The sequence below is a fragment of the Arthrobacter sp. ZBG10 genome, from assembly GCF_001238605.1.
Lineage (GTDB): Bacteria > Actinomycetota > Actinomycetes > Actinomycetales > Micrococcaceae > Arthrobacter.
Genome location: NZ_LFQH01000053.1, coordinates 45,436 through 70,883 on the forward strand (window position 1 = coordinate 45,436; position 25,448 = coordinate 70,883).

The 25,448-nt window shown below is 68.4% G+C and carries 22 protein-coding genes; 10 read left to right on the top strand and 12 right to left on the bottom strand.

The genetic code is table 11. The features are described 5' to 3' along the window. Positions 1–124: 124 nt before the first annotated feature. Entirely contained in the window at positions 125–679 is a 555-nt protein-coding gene (locus tag ACU18_RS13580; protein ID WP_050686322.1) for a COG4315 family predicted lipoprotein, read from the bottom strand. 153 nt (positions 680–832) lie between these two features. Between ACU18_RS13580 and ACU18_RS13585 the strand changes: the two genes are divergently transcribed. Continuing rightward, a complete protein-coding gene (locus ACU18_RS13585; RefSeq protein WP_050686324.1) occupies positions 833–1,330 on the top strand; it encodes a sigma-70 family RNA polymerase sigma factor in 498 nt (165 codons plus the stop codon). 5 nt (positions 1,331–1,335) lie between these two features. Then, positions 1,336–2,013: a zf-HC2 domain-containing protein gene (locus ACU18_RS13590; protein WP_050686420.1), complete on the top strand. Its 678-nt coding sequence runs from the start codon at positions 1,336–1,338 to the stop codon at positions 2,011–2,013. Between the two features lie 4 nt (positions 2,014–2,017). Here the strand turns inward: ACU18_RS13590 and ACU18_RS13595 are convergent, their stop codons facing one another. Together ACU18_RS13595 and ACU18_RS13600 are read right to left on the bottom strand one after the other, a co-directional pair. After that, a complete protein-coding gene (locus tag ACU18_RS13595) occupies positions 2,018–2,875 on the bottom strand; it encodes a prephenate dehydratase (protein ID WP_050686327.1) in 858 nt (285 codons plus the stop codon). A gap of 108 nt (positions 2,876–2,983) precedes the next feature. Continuing rightward, complete coding sequence (locus ACU18_RS13600; protein WP_050686329.1) at positions 2,984–4,888, bottom strand: alpha-amylase family glycosyl hydrolase; 1,905 nt, start codon at positions 4,886–4,888, stop codon at positions 2,984–2,986. A gap of 221 nt (positions 4,889–5,109) precedes the next feature. On the opposite strand from ACU18_RS13600, the gene ACU18_RS13605 reads away from it, so the two are divergent. Beyond that, complete coding sequence (locus tag ACU18_RS13605) at positions 5,110–6,576, top strand: APC family permease (RefSeq protein WP_050686330.1); 1,467 nt, start codon at positions 5,110–5,112, stop codon at positions 6,574–6,576. Here the strand turns inward: ACU18_RS13605 and ACU18_RS13610 are convergent. Then, on the bottom strand, positions 6,573–7,235 hold the full coding sequence (locus ACU18_RS13610; RefSeq protein ID WP_050686331.1) for an AmiS/UreI family transporter: 663 nt from the start codon (positions 7,233–7,235) through the stop codon (positions 6,573–6,575). The genes ACU18_RS13605 and ACU18_RS13610 overlap by 4 nt on opposite strands. Positions 7,236–7,439: 204 nt before the next feature. On the opposite strand from ACU18_RS13610, the gene gdhA reads away from it, so the two are divergent. After that, complete coding sequence (gene gdhA / locus ACU18_RS13615; protein WP_050686333.1) at positions 7,440–8,777, top strand: NADP-specific glutamate dehydrogenase; 1,338 nt, start codon at positions 7,440–7,442, stop codon at positions 8,775–8,777. Between the two features lie 86 nt (positions 8,778–8,863). Here gdhA and ACU18_RS13620 read toward each other — a convergent pair whose 3' ends face one another. From ACU18_RS13620 to ACU18_RS13630, 3 genes are all read right to left on the bottom strand, one after another. Continuing rightward, complete coding sequence (locus ACU18_RS13620) at positions 8,864–9,826, bottom strand: helix-turn-helix domain-containing protein (RefSeq protein WP_050686335.1); 963 nt, start codon at positions 9,824–9,826, stop codon at positions 8,864–8,866. A gap of 132 nt (positions 9,827–9,958) precedes the next feature. Then, a complete protein-coding gene (locus ACU18_RS13625; RefSeq protein ID WP_050686337.1) occupies positions 9,959–11,056 on the bottom strand; it encodes an alanine racemase in 1,098 nt (365 codons plus the stop codon). 37 nt (positions 11,057–11,093) lie between these two features. Then, positions 11,094–11,684 (bottom strand): TetR/AcrR family transcriptional regulator, encoded by a 591-nt coding sequence (locus ACU18_RS13630; protein ID WP_050686339.1) that lies wholly within the window; start codon positions 11,682–11,684, stop codon positions 11,094–11,096. Positions 11,685–11,808: 124 nt separating this feature from the next. On the opposite strand from ACU18_RS13630, the gene ACU18_RS13635 reads away from it, so the two are divergent. Continuing rightward, entirely contained in the window at positions 11,809–13,785 is a 1,977-nt protein-coding gene (locus ACU18_RS13635; protein WP_050686341.1) for a primary-amine oxidase, read from the top strand. Further along, complete coding sequence (locus ACU18_RS13640) at positions 13,776–14,219, top strand: hypothetical protein (RefSeq protein ID WP_050686343.1); 444 nt, start codon at positions 13,776–13,778, stop codon at positions 14,217–14,219. Before ACU18_RS13635 ends, ACU18_RS13640 begins: the two co-directional genes overlap by 10 nt. Before the next feature lie 85 nt (positions 14,220–14,304). Here ACU18_RS13640 and ACU18_RS13645 read toward each other — a convergent pair whose 3' ends face one another. Genes ACU18_RS13645 through ACU18_RS13665 form a run of 5 tightly spaced genes read right to left on the bottom strand, consistent with a single transcriptional unit; the run spans position 14,305 to position 19,222 of the window. After that, positions 14,305–15,015 carry a hypothetical protein gene (locus ACU18_RS13645; RefSeq protein ID WP_050686345.1) on the bottom strand — a complete coding sequence of 237 codons (711 nt, stop codon included), beginning with the start codon at positions 15,013–15,015 and terminating at the stop codon, positions 14,305–14,307. Beyond that, entirely contained in the window at positions 15,012–15,941 is a 930-nt protein-coding gene (locus ACU18_RS13650) for a carbohydrate ABC transporter permease (protein ID WP_050686347.1), read from the bottom strand. Before ACU18_RS13650 ends, ACU18_RS13645 begins: the two co-directional genes overlap by 4 nt. Beyond that, the gene (locus tag ACU18_RS13655; protein WP_050686349.1) at positions 15,941–16,864 is read right to left on the bottom strand and encodes a carbohydrate ABC transporter permease; all 924 of its coding nucleotides are present in this window, start codon (positions 16,862–16,864) and stop codon (positions 15,941–15,943) included. Before ACU18_RS13655 ends, ACU18_RS13650 begins: the two co-directional genes overlap by 1 nt. Before the next feature lie 8 nt (positions 16,865–16,872). Beyond that, positions 16,873–18,153, bottom strand: coding sequence for an ABC transporter substrate-binding protein (locus ACU18_RS13660; RefSeq protein ID WP_050686352.1), 1,281 nt, complete (start codon positions 18,151–18,153; stop codon positions 16,873–16,875). Between the two features lie 55 nt (positions 18,154–18,208). Next, positions 18,209–19,222 carry a hydroxyacid dehydrogenase gene (locus tag ACU18_RS13665; RefSeq protein ID WP_050686354.1) on the bottom strand — a complete coding sequence of 338 codons (1,014 nt, stop codon included), beginning with the start codon at positions 19,220–19,222 and terminating at the stop codon, positions 18,209–18,211. 162 nt (positions 19,223–19,384) lie between these two features. Here ACU18_RS13665 and ACU18_RS13670 point away from each other — a divergent pair, with 162 nt between their 5' ends. From ACU18_RS13670 to ACU18_RS13685, 4 genes are all read left to right on the top strand, one after another. After that, positions 19,385–21,460: a heparinase II/III family protein gene (locus tag ACU18_RS13670; RefSeq protein ID WP_082178331.1), complete on the top strand. Its 2,076-nt coding sequence runs from the start codon at positions 19,385–19,387 to the stop codon at positions 21,458–21,460. Continuing rightward, positions 21,457–22,605, top strand: coding sequence for a LacI family DNA-binding transcriptional regulator (locus ACU18_RS13675; RefSeq protein ID WP_050686356.1), 1,149 nt, complete (start codon positions 21,457–21,459; stop codon positions 22,603–22,605). The genes ACU18_RS13670 and ACU18_RS13675 overlap by 4 nt, the downstream gene beginning before the upstream one ends. Continuing rightward, positions 22,605–23,351 carry a ThuA domain-containing protein gene (locus ACU18_RS13680; RefSeq protein ID WP_050686358.1) on the top strand — a complete coding sequence of 249 codons (747 nt, stop codon included), beginning with the start codon at positions 22,605–22,607 and terminating at the stop codon, positions 23,349–23,351. The genes ACU18_RS13675 and ACU18_RS13680 overlap by 1 nt, the downstream gene beginning before the upstream one ends. Before the next feature lie 78 nt (positions 23,352–23,429). Then, the gene (locus ACU18_RS13685) at positions 23,430–25,355 is read left to right on the top strand and encodes a DUF2264 domain-containing protein (protein WP_050686360.1); all 1,926 of its coding nucleotides are present in this window, start codon (positions 23,430–23,432) and stop codon (positions 25,353–25,355) included. The last annotated feature ends 93 nt before the right edge of the window (positions 25,356–25,448 follow it).

The following is a 25,448-nucleotide window of genomic DNA, read 5'->3' on the forward strand; positions in this document are numbered from 1 at the left end:
GAGTAGGAAGGGCGCCGGCCGGGTGGCCTGGCAGCTTGCTTCCAGTGTCGTTGCTGCCCGGAAGGATCCTTTGTCTTTTCACGCAGGACCCTTGACATGGAGGGCACAGCCTGGCGCGCCGCCGCTAATACTTGCCCGCTGCGGACGTGACCATGTCGCCGGAGGGGGCCACGAGATACCAGACGCTGTTGACGCCCTGGCCCAGGATATCCCCCGCAGCCTTGTCCTTGGCGAAGTAGTAGACGGGCATGCCGTTGATGGTGACCTGCTTTTTGCCGTCCGGCGTGGTGATGGTGCCCGGCGTTCCCGTTACGCCGTCCATGGCCGGTGTCTCTTCGGTGGTGGTGACCGGTGGCCACGCTGCCAGGCAGGCATCGGTGCAGGCGCTGGTGCCGGAGTCCTTGGTGTCCTTGGTGAAGTAGTAGATACTCATGCCGTTGCCGTCCACCACAATCGGCCCGAGCGCGGAGTCCGCCGTCATCAGCTTCGCCGAAGCGGCTGCACCGGAGGTGGCGGCCGCCGTCGTCGCCGGGCCGGACGCCGGGGCGGATGCCGGAACCGACGCCGCCGTGGACGGGGTGGGCGCCGGCGTCGTACTGCTTCCCCCGCCGACTGCGCAGCCGGACAGCAGTGCGGCGGCCGCCAAAGCCGACAGGCCAAAGCTGAGGTTCTTGTGCATCTTTTGCTCCTTGCCTCGAGCCAGCCAACGCGGAGGCCGGCGCTACCCTCTTAGACGCCGTGCGGGCAAGAATGGTTCAGGGAACCGGAACTGAACCTTTGTGTGGTTGCGGACGTCTTTAGAGGCAGGCGGGTTCGACTCGGGAGGCAGGGCATGTCGCTGGATGAGGAAGTGGTGGCGGCGATTTACCGTGACCACGGCGCTGCCCTGCGGCGCTTTGTCCTGAGCGCCTGCCGGGACCCGTATATCGCGGACGACGTGGTCCAGGAGACGGTGCTGCGCGTCTGGCGGCAGGCCCCGGAGATCACCGGCGGCCTGCGCAGCTACCTGTTCCGGACGGCCCGCAACATCATGATCGACAACTACCGCAGGTCCCAGCGCCGGCCGGCCGAGGCCACCGGAGACCCCGTGGATCCGGTGGATCCAGCCGAGCGGGTGGATGAGCTCCTCACCCGGGTCCTGATGGAGGAGGCGCTGCTGCGGCTGAGCGCCGAACACCGCGATGTGCTGGTGGCCCTCCACTACCGCCGATACACCGTGAAGGAGGCTTCGGAAAAGTTGAATATCCCCAGCGGAACCGTGAAGTCCCGGGCTTTCTACGCCGTCCGGGCGCTGCGGACCATCCTCGACGAAATGGGGGTCCAGCGGTGACCGCCATGGAACCGCACCAGCTTCTTGGCGCCTACCTGCTGGGCGGCCTCGACCCGTCGGACGTGACGTTGTTCGAACAGCACCTGGGGTCCTGCGCCACGTGCCGGGAGGAGCTGGACGAACTTTCCAGCCTGCCGGCGCTGCTGGACGCGGTGCCGGTGGGGGACGCCGTTGTGCTTCCCGGCGTGGCAGCAAGCCCGCAACAGGCGGCTGTAGCGGCGGAGAGCGGTGCGCCGCCGGTTCCCAAACGCCTGCTGGATCAGCTGGCCGCCCGCCGCCGTACGGTCCGCGTCCGGTGGACAGCCGCGGTGGCCGCGGCTGCCGCCGCCTGCCTGGCTGCCGGGATCCTGGCCGGGCCGCTGCTCAGCCCGCCCGCCAAACCAGACGCCACCTACTCCGTCCAGGCGGGCGACGGGGTCCGGCTCACCGTGGGCCTGGTGCGGAAAACCTGGGGCACGGAACTTGCGGTGGACGGACAGAGCCTGCCGGTGGACGGCACATTCTCGCTCTGGGTCAAGGACCGCACCGGCGGCGAGGACCGGGCCTGCGCGTGGACCGCAACCCCGAGCGGCCGGGTGCGGATCACCGGCGCCACCCCGGTCCAGCTCGCCAGCATCGCCGGCGTGGAGATGCGTGACGGGCAACAGCAGACTGTTGCCGTCATCGCGGTGCCGGGCGGGTAGGCCTTTACACCGGCGCCGGTGCGTCCGCCCGGAAATCCGCTGCCGCGTATACGCCGAGGATCCGCACCTCGGTGGTGAAGAACTCCAGTTCCTCCAACGCCAGTTTCAGCGGGAGGTCCTCGGGGTGCGCTTCGACGTCGGCCATAAACATGGTGGCCGCGAACTCGTCGCCCACCATGTAGCTCTCCAGCCGGGTCATGTTCACCCCGTTGGTGGCGAACCCGCCCAGCGCCTTGTACAGGGCGGACGGGACGTTGCGGACGCGGAACACAAAGCTGGTCACGGCCAGGCCGGGAACCTCGTCCCGTGCCGGCAGTCCGGTTTCGCGGGCCAGGACCACAAAGCGGGTGGTGTTGGAGGGGTCGTCCTCCACGCGGGAGGCCAGGACTTCCAGGCCATAGATCTGTGCGGCCAGCGGCGGGGCGAGCGAGAGCTTGCGGGGATCGTTCCACTCGCTGACTTCCCGGGCCGAACCGGCGGTGTCCCCGGCGATGACGGGGCGGAGGCCGGCCTCGCGGATGAGGCGGCGGCATTGGCCCAGCGCGTGGATGTGGCTGTGGACCTCGGTGGCACCCTCGATGGTGCTGCCGGGGATGCCCAGCAGGTCGAAATGGATGGGCAGGAAAAACTCGCCTACGATCTGCAGGTTGGACTGCGGCAGCAGGATATGGATGTCCGCCACCCGGCCGGCGATCGAATTTTCGATGGGGATCATCGCCAGGTCCGCCTCCCCGCTGGAGACCAGCTCGAAGGCGTCCTCGAAACTGGCGCACGGGATGCTTTCCAGCTCGGGGAACATCTGTTGACACGCGATATTGGAGTTGGCGCCGGGCTCACCCTGGTACGCAATCTTCTGGGCCATGCTCCGTATGGTTTCACGCCTGCGCCCGCCTCCCCAACTGACTCGCACTTGTTGTCGTTTTGAGGGCCCAAAACGACAACAAGTGCGAGCCAGTTGGGTGGGGAGGTGTCAAAGGGGCGTGACGCGCAGCCAGACAAATTGGCGGGGGAGCAGCGCCAGCCCGTCTGCCAGGTCCTGCTCGGTTTCCGAGAGAAGGTCGACGGCGGCAGGCGCGAAACCCGCGAAGGTCGCCGCCTGCAGGATCACGGGGGAGTCGCTGAAGTTGGCCAGCGCCAGGATCCGGCTGTCTTCGCCCGGGCGCTGGTACGCCAGGACGCTCCGGTGGTTGGTGGCGAAGTCGATCAGCCGGGTGCCCGCCAGTTCCGGGGTCGCGGCCCGGACCGTAGTCATCCGCCGGATGCCGGCAAACACGGCCCCTTCCGGGGTGCGGGCCTCGGCCTTGTGCGCATAGTTTTCCGCAGGATAGCGCGGCCGGTGCACCCACCGGCTGTCGGTGTCGTGGCCTTTTTCAAGGTAATACTGGTAATCGTTCACCTGGCCCACTTCATCGCCAAGGTACAGCAGGGGAATGCCGCCGGTGCTGAAGGCCACCGAATGGGCCAGCAGGATCCGTTCCACTGCCTCCGAGGGGTTGTCCTCCATGCCGCAGAGCGACGCCGTCGTCCCTGAGATCCGGCAGTCCCCGGTGCGGGGGTTGTCCTGGAACGGAACACCGCGGGCAAAGCTGCCTGGAAACCTGTTGACGTAGAACGAGTTCAGGAACCGGCGGTGGTCGAAGCCGTTGATGCCCAGCTCGGCGGCGTCCTCGTCGGCAAACGTCCAGCCGATGTCGTCATGGCTGCGGACGTAGTTCACCCACGAAGTTCCGTCGGGGATGTTATGCCGGCGCTTCAGGGCCTGCCCCAGCAGGGACGTATCCCGGGTGGCCAGCGATTCCCAGATCAGCGCCATCTGCAGCGGGTTGTACGAAATCTGGCACTCGCCGGGACTGATGTACAGGGCCACCTCATCGGGGTGGACAATCGCCTCGGATTTGAACAGAAGCGACGGCGCGGCCAGCCGGCAGACCGCGTTGAAGGCCTGCAGCAGGGTGTGGGCCTGCGGCAGGTTCTCGCAGGGGGTGCCCAGTTCCTTCCAGATGAACGCCACGGCATCCATCCGCAGGATGTCCACGCCCTGGTTGGCCAGGAACAGCATTTCGCCGGCCATGGCCCGGAAAACGTCAGGGTTGGAGTAGTTCAAGTCCCACTGGTACGTGTGGAACGTGGCCCATACCCAGCGGCCGTTTTCGGTACGGATGAACGAGCCGGGATGGTTTTCCGGGAAGATTTCGCGGACGTGCTCCTCGAACGCATCCGGCATGGTGCGGTCCGGGTAGAGCCAGTAGTAGTCGCTGAACTCCCGGTCCCCGGCAGCGGCCTTGCGGGCCCACTCGTGTTCGTCGGAGGTGTGGTTGAAGATGAAGTCCACCACCAGGCTGATCCCGTTGGCGCGCAGCTCGGCCGCGAGGGACCGCAGCTGCTCCATGGTGCCCAGCTTGGGGTTCACCTTCCGGTAGCTGGAGACCGCGTAGCCGCCGTCCGAGTGCGGCTCCGGCGCCAGGAACAACGGCATCAGGTGCAGGTAGGTGAGGCCAAGCTCCTTGAAATAGGGGATCCGGGCCCGTACTCCCTCCAGGGTGCCGGCGTACCGGTCCACGTAGCAGACGCCGCCCAGCATGGTGTTGGCCTGGAACCAGCCGGGGTCGGCGCCGCGTTCGGCATCCACGGCCTTCAGCTCTGCAGGGCGCTCCTGCCAGGACGCGGCGCACTGGAGCACCAGCGCGGTGAGCTGCTCCAGCCAGTCGGGGCGCTGGCCGTACAGGGAATGGAACAGGCCGCAGAGGGCGGGAAGGTGATCTTCGAGGCGGGCGGCGAACGCCGGGTCAACAGCCCGGGCGGGGCCCTGGGCCAGGCTGATGGCTTCCAGGACATGCTGGTGTGCCGCGGCATCCACCCTGACGGATTCCTGCATGGACGAGTGCTCCTTCGGACCCCGCGCCGGGCTTGATCCGGCGGCACCTGGTTACGGCAGTATGCCACCGTTGCCCGCGCCGGAATGGAAGAAGCGCCAACGGCGCGCTGCGCTGACAAACAAGTTCCGGTCGCTGCCGGACAAACCGCCCGCGGACACCGGTGCCAAGCTGGATTCCACAGCTGGCCCCGGCGCAAATTTGACTGTTAAAGAGGGATCCCATGAGCATTTCGAATTCCGAACCACGAACCGTGGACACACGTGCCAAAGAGCATTCCACTGCCCTGCGCTCCGGCAGCGTTGGGGTCCTCGGCATCCTCTTTTTTGTGCTGTCCGCCCAGGCGCCCTTAACCGGGATCGTGAGGGCCTCGCCACTTGCTGCGGCGCTGGGCAACGGCGCGGGTGCACCGGGTGCATACCTGGTGGTGGGCGCCGTCATCGCTGTTTTCGCCGTAGGTTTTGTGGCCATGAGCCGGAAGATCCGGGCCAATGGCGCGTTTTATGCCTACGTCACGGCGGCGTTTGGCCCGCGGACCGGCGCGGGGACGGCGTGGCTCGCACTGCTGGCCTACAACACCATCCAGGCCGCCATGTACGGGCTGTACGGGGCTGCCTTCTCCGGGCTCCTGGCGTCCGTGGGTATTGATGTGCCGTGGTGGCTGCCGGCGCTGGCCACCATGGCAGGCGTGCAGGTGCTGGGTTCGCTGAACATCGAACTCGGCGCCCGCGTGCTGGCGGTTTTGGTGGGACTTGAGGTGGCAGTGCTGCTGTTGTTCGGTTTCACCGTCCTGTTCCAGGGTGGCGGCCCGGAAGGCTTGAACCTGGCGGCGTCCTTTTCCCCGGCTGCCATTGCCGCCGGGGCCCCCGGGGTGGCCATCATGTTCGCCGTCGCGTCCATGTTCGGTTTCGAGTCCACCGCCATCTACTCCGCTGAGGCAAAGGATCCGCAGCGGACCGTGGCCCGCGCAACCTACCTTTCCGTAGGCGTCATCGCCATCTTCTTCGCCTTCACCTCCTGGATGCTGGTCAGCTACTACGGGCCGTCCCAGGTCATGGCAGCAGCCGGGGCCGCCCTGGAATCCGGGGACTCCACCAGTTTTGTGCTGGGGCCCATGGTGGACCTGTTTGGCCCGTGGGCCGGGGTGGCCACCGGCATCCTGCTGGTGACCTCCCTGCTGGCCGGCATCGTCGCATTCCATAACGGCATCAACCGGTACCTCCACTCACTGGCACTGCGCGGGTCCATGCCCGCTGCCGTGGCCCGCACCAACCGGCACCACGCGCCCGCCGTTGCCGCCTGGCTGCAGACCGCGCTGGCGGTGGCGCTGGTCGCCCCCTTCGCGCTCCTGGGGCTGGATCCTGTGCTGAGCCTGTTCTCCTGGTTCAGCGGACTGGCCGTCGCGGCACTGCTGGTGCTGTACATCCTCTGTTCAGCCGCCGTCGTCCGGTATTTCCACCGGCAGCGCGAGACCGGCCCGCTGTGGCAGACCAGGATCGCACCGGTGCTGGGCGCCGTCCTGCTGATCTGGGTGCTCGCGCAGGTGGTAGGCAATTTCACCGCCCTGATCGGCGGCAGCGCAGGGACCGCAGCAGTCCTGCTGGCCACTGTCCCTGCCGTGTTTGCTGCCGGAACCCTGGTGGAACTGGCGATTGAACGCCGCGGTGGGGCAGCGCCCGGACGGGCTTAGCGGGCGCCGTCCGGCAGGGCGCCGGCGGCCACCCTCCCGGCGGCGCGCGGCGGAACCGTGCCGCGGCGGGCCAGCAGGAACGCGGCCAGCAGGAGTGCCGCCAGCCCGGCCGCTGCCGCCGCAGCCACCTCACCCTGCTGCGGCCACAGCCCGGCAAGGCCCAGGAACCCGGGCACTGTCGCCGTGGCCTGACTGGCCAGGACCAGGGCCCAGCCGGTGAACCGGTCCACGCGGCGCCAGCCCAGGGCCATGGACCCGAACAGCAGCCCCCACAACAGCGACCAGCACAGCCAGAGCACCGCGAGGAACGGGTTCGACGCGAACCAGCTGCCGGCCAGCAGCAGGCCCACAAAGCCCACCATGCCGCAGAACCAGCCCAGGCCCTGCGAGCCCAAACCCAGCAGGGTATCGATGCCCACATGGACATAGGTCAGGCCAAAAAGGACCATCCCCACCGCAGTCATCAGGGTCTCCGCCGGCAACGCCGCACCGGCCGGTCCGGCAGCGGCCGCCGCCAGGTATCCCACGGCGAGCACCAGTTGCAGCGACCCGATGGCCAGGCTGAGGACACCTGCGTCGCGGCGGGGGATGCGCCCCAGGGTTGCGAGGCCGTTGGCGAGCAGCGCGGCCCCGGAGAGGAGCAGGCAGAGATAGGCCATCAGGCACCCGCCCCAAGACCCCGAAGGGTGCATACTTTTTTCGTTTTGTGGAATCTAAGTGTCACAATACGGACATTAGCGGACAGTTCGATCGGTGCCTACTGCTGCCCGGTCGCAATCCGTTAGCTTGGATGGAGGACCCGCCGCAGCCACTGCACTGCCGGCGGCAGCCCCCTGATTGGCTTCGACGTAAGGAAATACTGCATGGATGCACGGCTGGAGGCCATTCGGGACACCGTCCTGGCCAGGAACCCCGGGGAAGCGGAATTCCACCAGGCGGTGACCGAGGTTTTTGAAAGCCTGGGCCCGGTCCATGACAGGCATCCGGAATTCCTCGAAGCCGCCATCCTGGAACGGCTCTGCGAACCCGAGCGGCAGATCATCTTCCGGGTGCCGTGGACGGACGACGCCGGCCGGGTCCGGATCAACCGCGGCTTCCGGGTGGAGTTCAACTCCGCGCTGGGCCCCTACAAGGGCGGCCTGCGGTTCCACCCGTCTGTGTACCTGGGCATCGTGAAGTTCCTGGGCTTCGAGCAGATCTTCAAAAACGCGCTCACCGGCATGCCCATCGGCGGCGGCAAGGGCGGCTCGGACTTCGACCCCCGGGGCCGCAGCGACGCGGAAGTCATGCGTTTCTGCCAGTCGTTCATGACCGAGCTCTACCGGCACATCGGCGAATACACCGACGTCCCGGCCGGCGACATCGGGGTGGGCGGCCGCGAAATCGGCTACCTGTTCGGCCAGTACAAGCGCATCACCAACCGCTACGAGTCCGGCGTCCTGACCGGAAAGGGCATCTCGTGGGGCGGCTCGCTGGTCCGCCCCGAAGCCACCGGCTTCGGCACCGTCATCTTCACCCAGGAGATGCTCAAAACCCGCGGCACCTCGTTCGACGGGCGGCGTGTGGTGGTTTCCGGTTCGGGCAACGTGGCCATCAACGCCGTGGCCAAGGCCCAATCCCTCGGCGCCACCGTGGTGGCCTGCTCCGATTCGTCGGGCTACATCGTGGACCCTGCGGGCATCGACGTGGCACTGCTCCGGCAGGTCAAGGAAGTGGACCGCGCCCGGCTCAAGGAGTACTCGGTCCGGCGCGGCGGCGTCTCCTACGTTGAGGGCGGTTCCGTGTGGGACGTGGACGCCACGGTGGCGCTGCCCTGCGCCACCCAGAACGAGCTCGACGGCGATGCTGCCGCCAAGCTGGTGCGCAACGGTCTGCTGGCCGTGGGAGAGGGCGCCAACATGCCCTCCACCCGTGACGCCGTGGCCGTTTTCCAGGATGCCGGCGTGTTGTTCGGTCCGGGCAAGGCCGCCAACGCCGGCGGGGTAGCCACCTCGGCGCTGGAAATGCAGCAGAACGCCAGCCGGGATTCGTGGTCGTTTGAGCACACCGAAGCGCGGCTCACGGAGATCATGGTGGGTATCCACCACAGCTGCGCCGCCACGGCCGACGAGTACGGCGACCCCGGCAACTATGTCCTCGGCGCCAATATCGGCGGTTTTGTGAAGGTGGCCGACGCCATGCTGGCCCAGGGCCTGATCTAGGGGCGCTGGCTAGGGGCGTTGGCTAGGGGCGCTGGGCAGGGCCGCTGGGTAACGGCGCTGGGTAAAGGCGCGGGTCGCAGCGCGGGTCAGGCGCCGCGGCGCCAGTCGCTGGGCGATGCGCCGAAGGCGTCGCGGAAGGTCCTGCTGAAATGGGCCGCGTCGAGGAAACCCCACCGCGCGGCAACGGCGCCCACCGTTTTCCCGGCGTGGACCGGATCCCGCAGGTCCCGCCCGGCGCCGGCCAGCCGCCTGCCCCTGATCCAGCTTGCCACCGTGGTGCCGCTCTCGTGGAAGACGTTGTGCAGGTGGCGGGTGGAAATGAAATGCGCCGCAGCGACGGCGGCCGGCGAAAGCTGCGGATCCCACAGGTTGGCTTCGATGTATTCGCGGGCTGAAACCGCCAGGAGGGCCTGAGGGGTCAGCCGGTCCGGGGTGATGTCCATCTCCGCGTGGAGGAGGGTGGACACCAGGTCCAGGGCGTTGGCTGCCAGCCGTGAGCCGCTGGGACCGTTGAGGACGTCGAGGTTCTCCGATAGCTGCCGGATGAACTGGCCCACCAGGGCACCCAGGCCGGCGTTGCCCGCCATCCGCACGGCCGCCAGCTGGCCCACGCAGTCGCTGGGCAGCGCCAGCGCATCACAGGGGAACATCACCACCATCAGCCGGGCCCGTTCCTCGAACGTGAGCGTGTAGGGCCGGCTGGTGTCGTAGATGGCCAGGTCACCTGGCCGCAGGACGGCCTCGCGGTTGTCCTGGATCAGCAGTCCGCTGCCTTCCAGCTGCAGGTTGAGCTTGAAGTAGCGCCCCGTGGACCGGGCGATCAGGGCTGGGGTGCGTTGGACCGTGTGCGCGGCGGCGCTGACCTCCACGATGGACATCCGGTCCAGCACCCGGGCCCGGAGCTGCCCCTGGAAGGCTTCCGGCGCTTCGCTGTGCGCGGCCAGCGGTACAAACGACTCGGCCACCAGGTGCCGCCAGTGGTCGAAGGAACCGGCGACGCTGGTGGTGACGTGCTGTGTGGCGGGCGTGGCCGGAGCTCTTACGGGCATGGAAATCCTGACGTGGGACGGGTCCTGGCAAATCCCCCTGCCTGTGTCCTGGGACACAGTCAGCCCAGATTACGTCCGCAGGATCCTTTTTTCAACAGCTGGCGAAAAAAGAATTCCCGGGAATCCGCCCCGCTATTTGTTCCGGCCCCTGGCCGCGACCTTCCAGCGGTCCACCAGGTTGCCGCCACTGACCACCGCAACATCGTCCACCAGGTTGATGGCCAGGCAGACGTGGTTGGGAATGATCCGCAGCCGGTCGCCGAGGGCAGGCAGCGGGTCGGGGCCATACCACTCCACGGTGGCGTGGTGCTCGGAGAGGGCGATGATCCGGGCATCCAGGTGGTCCATCAGCCGGCCGAAACCGCTGGCCCACGCGGGCCTGTCGCTGCCCAGGATCTTACTGCCGGCGTCGATGATAAAGCGCACGGGGCTGCCCGGTTCGGTCCTGTGGTGGCTGACCACCGTGGCGGCGACGGTCAGCGCGATGTCCGTAAGGGCGCACCGGTCCAGTTCCAGTTGCTGGGCGTCGCCGAAGACGTAGACGCCGGGCCGCACTTCCGTGGCGACCGAGCCGTCGGTGAGCAGCGCCGTGGGCGTGGAGCCGCCGCTGAGGGTGGCGGCGTCGAAGCCGGCGGCAGCGAGGGTTGCCGCGGCCGCGGCCAGCGCGGACTGCTCCTGGGCGGCGGCTGCCGCAGGCATGCCGGGCGCGTAGCTGTGGCCGGGAAAGGTGAAGACCCCCGCCACCTGCAGCCCGGCAGCGGCTGCGGCCTGCGCCACCGCCGCCGCCTCCTGCGGGAGTGTGCCGCTGCGGTGGTGGCCGCTGTCGATTTCGACCAGGACGCTCACGGTTCCCGCTGCTGCGCCCAGTGCGGTGCCCAGCCGGGTGGCGCCGGCCGCCGAATCAACGCCGACGGTCACGGTTGCCTTCTCCGCTAGGAGCCGGAGCCGTTCCGCCTTACCCGCTGATGCCCACAGCGGGTAGGCGATGAAGAGGTTGTCCACGCCGCCTGCTGCAAAGACTTCCGCCTCGCCCACGGTGGCCACCGTCAGTCCGGCCGCCCCGGCAGCGATCTGGCGGGCTGCGATCTCCGGGATCTTGTGCGTCTTGGCGTGCGGCCGAAGGGCCAGGCCCCTGGAGCGCACCGAGGCGGCCATCCGGGCGATGTTCCGGTCCAGGATGTCCACGTCCACCAGGATGTCCGGGGTGTCGATGCTGTGGGGGATGGCCATGGGGGAGCTCCTTCGTGGAAACGGAAAACGGGTGGGGTCAGGCGGCCAGGAGGGCCAGGTAGCCCTCCAGCTGCTCGGCCTGGCCGGCGATGGGGGACCCGGCGGGGGAGAGGGCGGCGGCAATCTGCGCGCCCAGCAGCATGTCCAGGAGCTGGCCCGCCAGGAGTGCGTCGTCCACGGCCGCCCGGATGTCGCCCGCGGCCCGGGCCTCGGCCAGGAGCCGCTGGATGGTGGTGGCCCACTCTGCCATGGACTGCTGGTGGATCCGGGCCTTTTGCGGGTCGTTGACGGCCTTTTGCCAGAACGGGATGACGATCCGGGCCTCGTTGATCCGTTCCTCGTCCAGCGGCAGGACCTCCAGGCAGAAAGCGCGCAGTGCGGCCAGTCCGGTCATGGTGCCCAGGACCCTAGCGATCCGCTGGTTGGTCCGGTTGAACACATGGCTGAAGGCGAATTCCAGCAGGGTGTCCTTGGTGGGGAAGTACGGCTTCAGCGCCCCGTTGGCGAAGCCGGCCTCCAGGGCGATTTCCCGGAGGGTGGCGCCTTCCAGCCCGTTGCGGGCGATGATCCGCCAGGTGGCATCGACCAGTTCCAGGCGCCGTTCGTGATGGTCAACTATCTTCGGCACCGCGGCTGCTCCCAGGAAATATTTTGGCTTCGACTCTTGTGAGCCATGGTACGGAGGTTTATTCTCTACAACTATAGAAAATAAAGCCCGGAGACCCCCAGGGTCCTGACCAAAGGCAGTTCCCATGACACCTGCGCCATCCGCCACAGCAGCCGCGTTCGGCCTGGCCAACGAAGCCGAGATCCTTGCCGCAGCAGCCATCCTCCGGGCATCGGGCCACCTGGAGCCCCACCACCGGATTGCCTACCTTGGCCTTGTGGAACCCGCCGGCCGCAGGGGTGCCCAGGGCGCGGACGACGCCGGCCCAACAGCAGGCGGGCAGCCTGCGGACAGGCGGTTCCGGGCCCTTGTCCACGACATTTCCGGCGGGGCGCCCACCGATGTTGTGGTCTCGGTGACGCACGGGCTGGTGGTGTCCGCCGTGGTGCTGGATACCTCGCTGACCGGTGAACTGCCGGTCCTGGAAGAGGAATTCGGGCTGGTGGAAGACCTGCTGGCCGGCGACGAACGCTGGCTCAAGGCGCTCGCCGACCGCGGTTTGGACGTGGCCAGGGTCCGCGTGGCCCCGCTGTCCGCCGGCGTCTTCGACTACCCGGAGGAAAAAGGCCGCCGGATCCTGCGCGGTCTGGCCTTTGTGCAGGATTTCCCCGGCGACAGCGCCTGGGCGCACCCTGTGGACGGCCTGGTGGCCTACGTGGACGTGGTCAGCAAGGAGGTCACCCGGGTACTCGACCTGGGGGCCATGCCCGTTCCGGCTGAGCACGGAAACTACACGGATCCGGAACTGACCGGCCCGTTGCGCACCACGCAGAAACCGATCAGCATCACCCAGCCCGAAGGCCCCAGCTTCACGGTGACCAACGGAAACCACGTGGAGTGGGAAAAGTGGAGCGTGGACGTCGGGTTCGACGTCCGCGAGGGGGTGGTCCTGCACAACCTCGCGTTCCAGGACGGGAACCGGCTTCGGCCCATCATCAACCGCGCCTCGATTGCCGAGATGGTGGTTCCGTACGGCGATCCCTCCCCGGTGCGGTCCTGGCAGAACTACTTCGACACCGGCGAATACCTGGTGGGCCAGTACGCCAACTCACTCGAACTCGGCTGCGACTGCCTGGGCGAGATCACCTACCTCAGCCCCGTAATCAGCGATGCTGTGGGCAATCCGCGCGAAATCCGGAACGGCATCTGCATGCACGAGGAGGACTGGGGGATCCTGGCCAAACACAGCGACCTGTGGAGCGGGATCAACTACACCCGCCGCAACCGCCGGCTGGTGATCTCCTTCTTCACCACCGTGGGCAACTACGATTACGGGTTCTACTGGTACCTGTACCTGGACGGCACCATCGAATTCGAGGCCAAGGCCACCGGCGTGGTGTTCACCAGCGCCTTTCCCGAGGGCGGGTCGGACAACATCTCCCAGCTCGCCCCGGGCCTGGGCGCACCCTTCCACCAGCACCTCTTCAGCGCCCGGCTGGACATGGCCGTGGACGGCTTCACCAACCGGGTGGTGGAAGAGGACGTAGTCCGGCAGGCCATGGGCGAAGGCAATGAGCGCGGCAACGCCTTCACCCGCAAGCGCACGGTCCTGGCCCGCGAATCCGATGGCGTCCGCGAGGCCGACGCCAAGGCCGGCCGGACCTGGATCATTTCCAACCCGGAGTCCCGCAACCGGCTGGGTGAGCCGGTGGGCTACAAGCTCCATTCCCAGAACCAGCCCACTTTGCTGGCGGACCCGGACTCATCCATCGCCAGGCGGGCAGCCTTCGCCACCAAGGACCTCTGGGTCACCCGCTACGCCGAGGACGAGCGGTATCCCACGGGCGACTTTGTGAACCAGCACCCCGGTGGGGCCGGCCTGCCGGCCTACGTGGCGCAGGACCGGGACCTCGACGGCCAGGACCTGGTGGTGTGGCACACCTTTGGCCTCACCCACTTCCCACGGGTGGAGGACTGGCCCATCATGCCGGTGGACACCGTAGGCTTCAAGCTCCGGCCCGAAGGCTTCTTTGACCGCAGCCCGGTGCTGGACGTCCCCGCCGGCACAAGCGCCGCCTGCCACGCCGAGGCCGGCGGTGCGCCATCCACCTCCTGCCACTGAAGCCGCCGGCCGCAGCGGGCCCGGTCCTGCACCGCAGGCTGTGCGCCGGGCTGACTGCGGTGTCCTGCGCGGTGCACCTGTGGCTCGCGGCCGCAGGGAACCACGGAGCCTGGCTGGGCGTGCTGATGGTGCTGCTGGCCGCTATCTGTGTCCCCTGCGCCGTCCATATCTGGCGGCACGGTGCCGTGCGGCCGCTCCGGCAGGTTGCCGGGGCGGCGGTGCTGATGGTGGCCGTGCACAGCGTCCTGCTGCTGGGCGCGGGAGGTGCCGGCCACGCCCACGGCGGGGGCCCGGCGTCGTCCGCTTCCCCTGCAGCCGGTGCCGGGCCGCTGCTGCTGGTGATCGGGCTGGAACTGGGCACGGCACTGCTCGCGGCAACACTGGTGGCAAGACTGCGCGCCGCGGCAGGATTCCCCTCGCGAGATGGCATTTGACGGCAATGTTTGCCGCCGGGACTGCCGCGAAGTGCCATCTCGCGGGGAACTGCGCCGGCTTAGGCAACCGGCTTAGGCAACCCGGTCAGGGCGTCCGCAGCACCTGGTGGAACGCGTAGGCGCCGTTGCTCCAGATCACAAACAGCAGCGGTGCGGGGGCCAAGGCAATGCCCAGCACCGGCTGCAGCAGCGCGGCGGAGGCGATGATCCCCAGCAGGACCAGCATGGCCAGACTCAGGTACCAGCGCTGCAGGCAGAGGTAGAGCGAGGCCTTGAGCAGGGCTTTCAACCCGGCCCCGGGCAGCAGGACGGTGCCCGCCGCTGCCGTCACGGTGACGCCCACGGTGACGGCGGCGGCCACAACGATCAGCGGAGCCAGCACCGCGGCGGCGGGCATGGACTGGACAATCACCAGGTCCACGCCGAGGAACAGGAGCGCCGCCACGGCGGCCAGGCCCAGCGGGGCCGTCCGCCGGAACGCGGCTGCGTAGCCGCGCAGGAAGGCGGCGACCGGCTTGACCGCGCCGCCGTCGCCGTTCAGTGCCTGGAAGGCCGCGAACAGGCCGGCCAGCGACGGCGGGACCGTCACCGAGAGCGCCAGGAAAAACGGCCACGCCGCCAGCGGATCGGCCACCAGGGCCAGGCAGAGCACCAGCGGCGCGTTGGCCAGTGCCAGCAGCATATTCCCGGCCAGGAAGGTGTAGATGAAGCCGAAGATGCTGCCAAACGCCTCGAAGCCCGGACTGGGCACGCGGCCCAGCAGCCCGCGCCGCCCGGCTCCTCCCACGGCGGTCATCCCTTCATGCCGCTCGTGGCGATGCCCTGGATGAAGTACCGCTGGCCGATCAGGAAGATCACCAGGATGGGGATCACCGAGATGACGGACCCGGTCATGATCATGGCGTATTCGGCGTCGAACTGGCCCACGAAGGAACGCAGGCCCAGCTGGACCGTCCAGAGCCGGTTGGACGTGAGGTAGATGAACGGTCCCATGTAGTCGTTCCACGTGTTCACAAACGTCAGCAGCGCCAGGCTGGCCAGGGCCGGCTTGGACAGCGGCAGGATCACGCGCGCCCAGATGCCGTACTCGCTCAGGCCATCGATGCGGGCGGCCTCGCAGAGTTCATCCGGGATGGTCATGTAGTACTGCCGCATCAGGAACACCCCGAACGCGCCGAACGCCTGCAGCAGGATCAGGGCGTTGAAGCTGTTGGTCAGCCCCAGGTTCTGCATCATGATGTACTGCGGCACCATGTAGGCCTGCCACGGCACGGCGATGGTGCCGATATACGCCAGGAACAGCACGTCCCGGCCGGGGAAGCGGACCTTGGAGAAGCCGTAGGCGGCCAGCGAACCGGTCAGCACCTGCAGGCACGTGATGATCACTGCCAGGTAGAGCGAGTTCTGCAGGTAGCCCAGCATGGGGATCCGGGTCCAGATGTCCGTGTAGTTGCTCCACACAAAATCGCTGGGAATCCATTGGATGGGGACGGTGAGGACCTGGTTGTTTTCCTTCAGCGACGAGGACAGCATCCAGAAAAAGGGCACCATCAGCGCCACCACCAGCACGGCCAGCACGCCGTAGATCACCACGTCGGTGGTGCGCTTCTTCCGTTCGCGCGGTGATTCCCGTTGCGTACGACGCCGGTCTTCCGGAGCAGGTGCCGGGGCGCCGCTGAGGAAGGGTGCCTCTGCCTTGAGGTCTTCGGCCATGTTGGTCATCAGCGTTCCCTCCGCTGTTGAAGCTTGAACTGCAGGACGGTGATGGACAGCACGATCAGGAACAGCACCAGGGAGATGGCCGACGAATAGCCGAACTTCCCTTCGCCGATGCCCTCCTGGTAGATGAGCTGGGACAGCACGGTGGTGGCGCGCCCGGGTCCGCCGTTGGTCATCACCACAATCAGGTCGAAGACCTTGAAGCTGGACACCGTCAGCATGACCACCACAAAAAACGTGGTGGGCCGCAGGGACGGGATGGTGACGTTCCAGAACCGCTGCCAGCCGCTGGCGCCGTCCACCTCGGCTGCCTCATACAGTTCCGTGGGGATGGCCTGCAGGCCGGCCAGGTACAGGATCATGTAATAGCCCATGTCCCGCCACACGCTGGTGATGATCACTGCCGGCATGGCCCAGTCGGAGCTGGAGGTCCAGCCCGGAGCCTCGGCGATGCCGATCGCATTCAGGAACTGGTTGATGGGTCCGTTGTCCGGGCTGAACAACATGTTCCAGACCACTGCCACCGCCACCAGGGAGGTGATGTAGGGGAAGAAGATGGCCACCCGGAAAAAGCCGATCCCCTTGAGCTTGCGGTTAAGCAGCATGGCCAGGCCCAGGGCCAGGGCCATGGTGAGGGGCACGTGGCCCAGCGCGTAGACCACGGTGTTGCGCAGGGCCACCCAGAACGTGTCGCTCTGGAGCATCCGCTGGAAGTTTTCCAGGCCCACCCAGCGCGGTGCCATGAACGAGGTCCATTCCATGAAGGAGAGCGCGAACGCCGCGATGACGGGGATAAGGGTGAAGGCCAGGAAGCCCAGGAAGTTCGGCAGGATGAAGGTCCAGCCGATCAGCGTGTTGCGCCGCGCCTGTTTGCGGTTGCCCCGGCTGACGGGCACCGGTGCGGGTGTCAGTGTTTCGGTGGTCATGGCAGAAGCTACTTGCCGAGGACTTCGCCTGTGACGCGCTTGCCCATTTCGGCGATGCCATCCGCCACCGGGCGCTCGCCCACCATGATGAGGTCGTGCTCCTGGTTCAGGATCTTGTCCACGGCGCCGGATTTGTCGCTGACGGGCATTTCCAGGGCGGTCTTGTCCGGTGTGAAGGCCTTCTTGGACAGCTCATCGGAGGGCAGGCCCTCGAGCTGGAAGTAGGCGTCGGTGACGGCGTCGTTCTGCAGGGCGGGGACCACGCCGATCTTCGAAATGACCTTCGCGCCCTCTTCCCCGGCGGCCCATTCGATGAACTTCTTTGCTTCGTCGGAGTGCTGGGCGTTTTTGTTGACGGCGAACGCGGTGGGCGAACCGAACGTGGTGACCTTGCCGTCGTCGGACTTCTGCGGCAGCGGCGCCAGGCCCCAGTCCACGTTGGTTTTGCCGTCCTTCTTGGCCTGCAGGAAGCCGGCGATGTACCAGGTGCCCATGGGCATCATGGCTGCCTGGCCGGTCTCGAACATGGTCCGGTAGCTGGTCTTCTGGCTCTTGGCCGTACCGAAGTCCAGGGTGGCGCCGCTCTTCTGCAGGTCCAGGGCGGTGTTGTACTGGTCCTCGAAGAAGCCGTAGTCGCCGCCGTTCTGGTCGCCGTCGTTCTGCGCCGCGGCGATGGCCTGGACCACCGAACGCCAGATGTGGTGGTACGTGCCGTAGGTGGTTTTGCCGTCGGCGTTGGTGGTGAGCTTCTTGGCCAGCGCCGAGTATTCGTCCCAGGTCAGGTTGGCCGGGTTGTCCACGCCGGCGGCCTTGAGGAGTTCCTTGTTGTAGTAGAGCAGCCAGAAGTCCTGGCGGTAGGGGGCGGCGAAGTACTTGCCGTCGATGTTGAAGGCATCCAGTCCTGCAAGCGAATCCTTGCCCACGGTGTCCACCACGCCGTTGATTTCCTGCAACTGGCCGTTGTTGGCGTAGCGGGCGTAGTCGATCACGTTTTTCATGGTCAGGACGTCGGTGGTGTCGCCGCCGGCCAGCATGGTGGTGACCTTCTGCGGGTAGTCGTCGGCCAGGATGTCCACGGGCTCAATATCGATGGCCGGGTTCGCTGCCTCGTAGCTGTCGAACAGGGCCTTGAACTCGGGGGTTCCTTCGTAGTTCCACACGGACACGGTCAGGCGGGTTTTACCTTCCTGTCCCTGTTCTTCGGCGGGGCCGGCTGCGCCGGCGCAGCCGGTCAGGCCCAGCCCGGCGGTGACTGCCAGGGCCAGTGCGGCGAGAGTGGTGCGCTTCATTGCGTTCTCCTTAAGGGGATTTTGGTGGTGCCGCGGATGCGGCGGTGATGCCGGGTCAGGCGCTGAGGGAGAGATCTTCGGAAACCACCTGGGCCAGCAGCTGGCGGCCGGTGAGGTAGCGTTCCAGGTCGTTGAGGGCGGCATCGGACATCCGCCGGGTTTCGGTGCCGAGCGAGCCGGCGATGTGCGGGGTGATCACCACGTTGGGCAGTGAATACAGGACCGAGTCCGCAGGCAGCGGTTCCGGCTCGGTCACGTCGAGCAGGGCGTTGATCCGGCCGGTGGCGCACTCCGCCTCCAGCGCCGCGGTGTCCACCAGGGAGCCGCGGGCGGTGTTGATCAGGGTGGCGTGGTCCTTCATGGCGCGCAGTTCCAGGCCGCCCAGCATGTGCCGGGTCTCCGGCAGGGCGGGGGCGTGGACGCTGACCACGTCGGAGGCGGCCAGCAGCTCCGGCAGGGTTACCAGCGTCCCACCGGCGGCTGCCACGGCTGCAGGGTCGGCGTGCGGGTCGCTGACCAGGCAGGTCACATCCTGCAGCTGCTGGACCAGTTGGACCACACGGCGGCCGATCCGGGAAAAGCCGATCACGCCGATGGTACGGCCGATATTCCCCAGCTCGCCCCGGCGGGTGGTGTAGCTCCAGTCCGTCCTGAAGGTCCGGGCATCGTTGGCCAGGACGTGGGCCTTCTTTCCCGCCAGCACGATCGAGGCGAAAGTGAACTCCGCCACGGGGATGGCGTTGGCATCGGCGCCGTTGGTCACCAGGATGCCGCGGTCCCAGAGTTCCTGGCTGACGAAGCTGCGGACAGTCCCGGCGCAGTGGAACACCGCCTTGAGCCTGGGCAGGCGGTCCAGGGTTTCCTTGTCCAAGGCGGGAACCCCCCAGCTGGTGAGCAGGATTTCCACCTCTGCCAGCCGGTCCGCGAGGCCCGGATCCGTCAGGGAAGCGGTCCAGGGCGTGCTGCCAAGGTCCACCATTGAGGCCAGGCGCTCCAGCCGGGCGGCGTCGAACTGATCGGAGTAGGTTTCACTGTTCATCACCAGGATTGCCTTGGGTTTAGCCGGCATTCGGGCCTCCTTTTCCGTTCTTGGGAACTGCTCCGGGCCGGGCAGTTCATGGCTTGCATCACATCTGGAATCCAGTACATACTCATGAACAGCACAGTTCAACCAAGCCATTCGTACTCGATCTGAAACGATCAGAGTCGAACAAAAAGAAGAGTTTCCCCGATGACGTCCCAGCACGGCTCTCCCGAACTCCCTCCCGCCTTTCCGTTGGCTGCCGCGTGGGGCGATACCGCTTCCGCCGGCAACCTGGTGTCCCTGCTGGCCGGCGCTCGCGGGCGGCTGGCGGCTCCCGCCGTCGGCGATCCTGCATGGTGCGCGGCGGCAGGACCGCGCACCGGCCAACTGCAGCGGGACGCCCGGGCGGAACGCGGCACACCGTGGCCGCAGCCCCTGGTGTCCCACTACGCCCGGTATTTCCGGGACGGCAACCGCACCGCCTACGAGGGGCTGGTGAGCGCCCGGCAGCAGCGGCTGACGCGTGCGGTGGTACTGGCACTGGCACTGGCAGCGCAGCCCGGCCAAAACCCGGGCCCGGAGGGACCGTCGGGGGCAGCACCGGCCTGGCTGGATGAAGTGATCGACGGCGCCTTCCTGCTCTGCGAACAAAGCTCGTGGAGCTGGGCCGCGCACGACGACGTGTTCACCCGCACGGGGGACGTGCTGCCGGATCTGGACCGGCCTTATCTTGACCTGGGCGCCGGGGAAGTGGCGGCGCAGCTGGCCTGGCTGGACCTGGTGCTGGGTGCCGAACTGGACGGCAGGGCGCCGGGACTGCGGCGCCGGATCCGGGACGAAGTGCAGGCCCGCGTGATCCGGCCCTTCCTGGACCGGCTGGACTGGCACTGGCTTGGCCTGGACGGCGATGTCCACAACTGGAACCCCTGGATCCATTCCAACCTCCTGGCCGCTGCGCTGTTCCTGGTTGACGACCCCTGGGTCCGGGCCCTGACTGTTGCGCGGTGCATCGAAGGCCTGGACCGGTTCCTGGCCGCCATCCCGGCCGACGGGGCCATCGATGAGGGTTTTGCCTACTGGTGGAACGGCGCGGGCAGGGCGCTGGAGGGACTCTCGCTGCTCACGGAGGCAACCGGCGGGGCGCTCGACGCCGACCTGCCGGTGGTCCGCGAAATGGCGGCCTTCCCGCACCGGATGCACATCGGCGGCAGCTGGTACCTGAACGTGGCGGACGGTCCGGCGCAGGCAGCTCCGGCGCTGCCGTGGAGCATGCTGCGCCGGTGGGCCGGCCAGCTGGGCAACGCCGACGCGGCAGCGCACGCCGAAGCCGCAGACTCCGGGGAGCCGGCGCCGGCCGCGGGCCTGGGCAGGATGTTGCGGCCGATCCTGGCCGCCGGCGCCCATGGAGTGGCAGCTGGACCATCCGTCGGCGAGGAAGCCGGTCCGGGCTCCGGCTCCGTGGTCGGCGCGGGGTACCCGCTGGTGCCGTTCGCCTACCTGCCCTCGGTGCAGGTGATGGTGGCCCGCGAAACTGCCGGCAGCAGCACCGGACTGTTCCTGGCAGCCAAGGGCGGGCACAACGGCGAGCACCACAACCATCGCGACGTGGGATCCGTGGTGGTGGCCGTGGACGGTGTGCCGCTGCTGGTGGATGCCGGTCAGCCCACATACACGGCCCAAACGTTTGGGCCCGACAGGTACAGCATCCGCGCCATGCAGAGTGCCTGGCACAGCGTCCCGGCACCCGCCGGGCAGGAGCAGGGCACCGGCAGGGAGTTTGCCGCGCACGTTGTCCACGTGCCGGCTGCCGGGAATCCCGTGCTGGGACTGGAACTGGGGGCCGCCTATGGGCTGGCCCCCGGGCAGTGGGTCCGCACCGCGGCCCTGGACCGTGACGCCCGGCAGGTACGGGTGACAGACACCTGGGACCTGGCTGCTGCACCGCAGGAAGGCGCGGCCGGGGACGGTACCTCCATCACCTACCTTGCTGCCGGAACCGTGCGGATCGGCACCGGCGCCCACGCCGGCACCGCAACAATATCGCCGGCAGGGATCCCCGTACCCGTCCCCGGAACCGCCGCAACGCCCGGCAACCCTGCCACCCGCGGCGCCGCCCTGCGCTGGGAGCCGGAATCCGCCGTCGTGCTGGTGGACGAATGGCAGCTCGACGACCCGCTCCTGGCCGGCGTCTGGGGTGCCAGGCTGACCCGCCTGCGCTTCAGGATGTCCGCCGACAACCGCGCCGCCGGCGCATTCACCCTCACCGTGGAGGCCACACCATGAGCACCCCGCCAGCATCCGTCCCCGCCGGGAAGTCCCTGTTTTCACTCCAGCGCAGGGAGCGCCTCATGGAGGAACTCCGGGCCCACGGCGCCATCACCGTCCGCGGGATCGCGGCCAAACTGGGTGTCAGCGAACTGACCATCCGGCGGGACGTGAACATCCTGGCGGACGAGGGCCTGGTGTCCCGGGTGCACGGCGGCGCCACCCTCCGCAGCCCACTGGACCGGTCGGCGGCGGCCAGGCCGGCGTCGAACAGCTACTCCATCGGCATGGTGGTGCCCTCGCTGGACTACTACTGGCCGCAGGTGATCAGCGGCGCCCGGGCCGAAGCCGAAGAGCAGAACCTGAGGATCCTGGTCCGCGGCTCCGCCTACGACGCCGCCGACAACCGCCGGCAGGTGCAGGCGCTGCTGGACACCCAGAACATCGACGGCCTGATCGTGGCACCGGACATGACCGGCGAACACGGCCGTGAGCTGCTCCGCTGGCTCAACACGCTGCCCATCCCCGTGGTCCTCGCCGAACGCCGTCCGCCCGCGGAGGTTCCGGCGCACCGCCTTGAGTGGGTGGCCACCGACCACTCGTTCGGAGCCGGCATGGCCGTGCGGCACCTGTGGCAGGAGGGGCACCGGCAGATCGGCTGCCTCACGGACTCCGCCAGTCCCACCAGCCCACACGTGGTGCGCGGCTGGCGGCAGGCCCTGGCCGCCATGAAGATCCCGCTGGAAGGCTCGGTCCATGAGGACTCGGCCACGCAGGGCCCGGGCGGCAGGGCGGAACACTTCGACCACGTCCTTGAACTCTGCCGTGCCACCGGAACCACCGCCATGCTGGTCCATTCGGACACCCAGGCGGTGGCGTTTGTGCAGCACTGCGTGGACCGCGGCCTGCAGGTTCCCGGGGACATGGCGGTGGTGGGCTACGACGACGAGGTGGCCTACCTCGCCGAACCCGCCATCTCCGCCGTTCGGCCGCCCAAGCAGTATGTGGGGAAAGTGGCGGTGCAGCTGATGGCCGCGCGGCTCGCAGAGGGAAGGCAGCGGCCCGTGCACCGGGTCGGCCTCAACCCCGACCTGATCCTGCGCGACTCCTCCGTGGGAGCGCCCCGCGTCCCCGCCGCCGGCCTGCTGCAGGAAACGCTGTGATGGCGGGGGCAACGCCGGCACGTCCCACGGCGCTGCTGCTCAGCGGGACCGGCCGCTACGCCGACCCGTGGCATCCCTTTGCGGAAACCTCCGCAGCGCTCGCGGACCTCCTCCGGGAGGCAGGGTTCGACGCCGTCCTGCCGCCGGAGGTGGACGCCGCACTGGCTGCGTTGGCGGACCTGCCCAGCGCGGACCTGCCGGCCCTCCTCGCCATCAACGTGGGCCTGCCGCGGGACGGCGCACCCTCGCCCGGGACGCCGCAGGCCGCTGCCGGGTTGTCCCGCTGGCTCCGGCTGGGCCGGCCCCTGCTGGCGTCCCATTCCAGCGCCACCAGTTTCACCGACCTGCCCGAATGGGAGGACGGGCTGGGCGGACGGTGGATCCGGGGTACGTCCATGCACCCCGACTACGGCCCGGCGGCCATCTCGGTCCGGCCGGAGTCCGGACCCGTGGTGGCGGGCATCCCGGACTTTGTGCTGCCCGATGAGAAATACAGCTACCTGCGCACCGCGCCGGGCATCACCGTGCACGCCACGCACGTCCACAACGGCCTGGACCATCCCACCGTGTGGTCGCTGGAGCGCCCGGGCGCAGGCAGCGGCGGCTCCGGCCGCACTGTGTACGACGCGTTGGGCCATGACGCCGCCTCCTACGCCTCACCCGAACACCGCAGGCTGCTGCGCCAGGCCATCGGCTGGCTCACCGCCGGCAGCCCGGACGGCGCGCAAGCCCCGGCCCCCGCATGACCCGGCTCCTGCCAACCTGTTTTTGACCAGGCGCCTGCCACCGATCAACCGCCCCTGCCACCGACCCGCCAGGACACCATGACCCATCGTGCCGCCCCGCCCGCCCTTGTCCTTCCGCCGCTGGACCGGAAACTGTCCCCGCTCACCGGCCTGACCCGCGACCATTGGTGCGCCTACGCGGACCATATGCTGCGGTCCGCGCACCGGTTTGCCACCCCCGACCACGCCAACCTCTACCTTCCCGGCGCCAGCAGCGCCTACGGCCCGCGCAGCGATTCGCTGGAGGCCTTCGCCCGCACATTCCTGCTGGCGTCCTTCCGGCTGGCCGGTGACCCGGACGGAACCGGCTGGCTGGCCGACTGGTACGCAGCAGGCCTCGACGCCGGCACCAACCCGGCCAATCCGGACCGGTGGCCCACACCCGGCGAGCTGGGGCAGGCCAAGGTGGAGGCGGCGTCGTTGGCTGTTGGCCTGGCCCTGACCCGGGACGTGCTGTGGGACAAACTGCCGCAGCGGGTCCAGGAACAGCTGGTGGCCTGGTTCGAGACGGTGATCGGCGAGGAGTACCCGCCCATCAACTGGGTGTGGTTCCAGATTGTGGTGGAGATGTTCCTGGCCAGCGTGGGCGGCCGGTACTCCGACGCCGATATCGACGCCGGCCTGGCAACCCACGATGCCCTCTACCGCGGCCACGGCTGGTTTGCCGACGGCCCCGAACGCGCCTACGACCATTACGTGGGCTGGGCCTTCCACGTCTATCCGCAGCTGCTGCAGCTGATGGCGCCCCAGGACCCCCGGGTCCGGGCCCGGCGGGACCTCGACGGCGGCCGGCTGGCGGATTTCCTGGCCGACGCCATCCATCTGGTGGGCGGCAACGGGGCCCCGCTGATCCAGGGCCGCAGCCTGATCTACCGCTTCGCCGCCGCGGCGCCGTTCTGGTCCGGCCAGCTGCTGGGCCAGACGCGGCTGAGTCCCGGGGTGTCCCGGCGGGCGGCGTCCGGGATCCTGTCCTACTTCATGGAGCGGGACGCCCTCACCCCGGACGGGCTGCTCTCCATCGGCTGGCACGGCGAGTTCCCCGGCATGAAGCAGTCCTACTCCGGTTCCGGGTCGCCGTACTGGGCAGCGAAGGGCATGATGGGCCTGGCCCTGCCCGCGGATCACCCCGTGTGGACTGCCGTGGAGGAGCCCTTGCCGGTGGAGGCCGCGGACACCCGGCGGCTGATTGCCGCCCCCGGCTGGCAGGTAAACGGCACGGTGGCGGACGGCGTGGTGCGGGTCCGGAACCACGGCACCGACCACGCCAACCCCGGGAGCACGGTGGCGGATTCGCCGCTGTATGCCCGGCTTGGCTACTCCACCCACACCTTCCCGGACCTGGCACCGGAATCCCTGGACAACGCGGTGGTGCTGCAGTCCGGGTCCGGGCAGCTGACGCACCGGACCGGCTTTACCGTCCTGGCGCAGGCGGATCTTGATGGTGTCCTGCTGGGTGCGTCCCGGTTCACGGCGCACTGGATTTCCGTGGACCCCAACGCCGGCCCCGACCATGGCAGCGGCACAGCCGGCGTGGCGGTCGCCGGGCCTCAGGCCACCGTGGTGTCGCTGACCCGCGGGGCGGTGGAGCTGCGGCTGGTGCGGCTCCGCGGGACGGCCGCCGCCGGGGCGGATTCCCGCCTGCGGATCGGCGGCTGGCCGGTGGACCAGGATGGAGCGGACTCCGTTTCGAGCAGGATCCTGGCCGCGCCTTGTGCCGGCGGGCCACTGGACGACGCCGGCACCTGGGTCCGGGAGGCCGCGCACCCCATGGGGGAGCGGCTCACCATCCCCTGGGTTGGTACCGCCGGCGCCGCCCGCGACGGTGACTATGCCGCCGTCGTGGGCCTGGGCGGTGCCGGGCTGGAGCGGGAACTTGCCGGCGCGCGGTGGTCCGACGGCGGCAGCTTTGTGTTTGCCGACGGCACCGCCGTGGACCTCGCGGCGGTGTGGGCGCGGCTGGAATAGCGCCGCAGGTTCCCTGGGTCCAACCGGCCAGGCAGGCAGGCACACACAGCGGGGCCCGCGGCGGGATTGACACCCCGCCGCGGGCCCCTTTTT

What these genes read in the sequence shown, in the direction of transcription:
- ACU18_RS13665 (WP_050686354.1), bottom strand. Translation starts at nt 19,222, where the DNA reads ATGCCGGCTAAACCCAAGGCAATCCTGGTGATGAACAGTGAAACCTAC.
- ACU18_RS13655 (WP_050686349.1), bottom strand. Translation starts at nt 16,864, where the DNA reads ATGACCACCGAAACACTGACACCCGCACCGGTGCCCGTCAGCCGGGGC.
- ACU18_RS13625 (WP_050686337.1), bottom strand. Translation starts at nt 11,056, where the DNA reads ATGGCCATCCCCCACAGCATCGACACCCCGGACATCCTGGTGGACGTG.
- ACU18_RS13580 (WP_050686322.1), bottom strand. Translation starts at nt 679, where the DNA reads ATGCACAAGAACCTCAGCTTTGGCCTGTCGGCTTTGGCGGCCGCCGCA.
- ACU18_RS13585 (WP_050686324.1), top strand. Translation starts at nt 833, where the DNA reads ATGTCGCTGGATGAGGAAGTGGTGGCGGCGATTTACCGTGACCACGGC.
- ACU18_RS13670 (WP_082178331.1), top strand. Translation starts at nt 19,385, where the DNA reads ATGACGTCCCAGCACGGCTCTCCCGAACTCCCTCCCGCCTTTCCGTTG.
- ACU18_RS13650 (WP_050686347.1), bottom strand. Translation starts at nt 15,941, where the DNA reads ATGACCAACATGGCCGAAGACCTCAAGGCAGAGGCACCCTTCCTCAGC.
- ACU18_RS13660 (WP_050686352.1), bottom strand. Translation starts at nt 18,153, where the DNA reads ATGAAGCGCACCACTCTCGCCGCACTGGCCCTGGCAGTCACCGCCGGG.
- ACU18_RS13605 (WP_050686330.1), top strand. Translation starts at nt 5,110, where the DNA reads ATGAGCATTTCGAATTCCGAACCACGAACCGTGGACACACGTGCCAAA.
- ACU18_RS13590 (WP_050686420.1), top strand. Translation starts at nt 1,336, where the DNA reads ATGGAACCGCACCAGCTTCTTGGCGCCTACCTGCTGGGCGGCCTCGAC.
- gdhA (WP_050686333.1), top strand. Translation starts at nt 7,440, where the DNA reads ATGGATGCACGGCTGGAGGCCATTCGGGACACCGTCCTGGCCAGGAAC.
- ACU18_RS13610 (WP_050686331.1), bottom strand. Translation starts at nt 7,235, where the DNA reads ATGGCCTATCTCTGCCTGCTCCTCTCCGGGGCCGCGCTGCTCGCCAAC.
- ACU18_RS13620 (WP_050686335.1), bottom strand. Translation starts at nt 9,826, where the DNA reads ATGCCCGTAAGAGCTCCGGCCACGCCCGCCACACAGCACGTCACCACC.
- ACU18_RS13675 (WP_050686356.1), top strand. Translation starts at nt 21,457, where the DNA reads ATGAGCACCCCGCCAGCATCCGTCCCCGCCGGGAAGTCCCTGTTTTCA.
- ACU18_RS13595 (WP_050686327.1), bottom strand. Translation starts at nt 2,875, where the DNA reads ATGGCCCAGAAGATTGCGTACCAGGGTGAGCCCGGCGCCAACTCCAAT.
- ACU18_RS13680 (WP_050686358.1), top strand. Translation starts at nt 22,605, where the DNA reads ATGGCGGGGGCAACGCCGGCACGTCCCACGGCGCTGCTGCTCAGCGGG.
- ACU18_RS13645 (WP_050686345.1), bottom strand. Translation starts at nt 15,015, where the DNA reads ATGACCGCCGTGGGAGGAGCCGGGCGGCGCGGGCTGCTGGGCCGCGTG.
- ACU18_RS13635 (WP_050686341.1), top strand. Translation starts at nt 11,809, where the DNA reads ATGACACCTGCGCCATCCGCCACAGCAGCCGCGTTCGGCCTGGCCAAC.
- ACU18_RS13600 (WP_050686329.1), bottom strand. Translation starts at nt 4,888, where the DNA reads ATGCAGGAATCCGTCAGGGTGGATGCCGCGGCACACCAGCATGTCCTG.
- ACU18_RS13685 (WP_050686360.1), top strand. Translation starts at nt 23,430, where the DNA reads ATGACCCATCGTGCCGCCCCGCCCGCCCTTGTCCTTCCGCCGCTGGAC.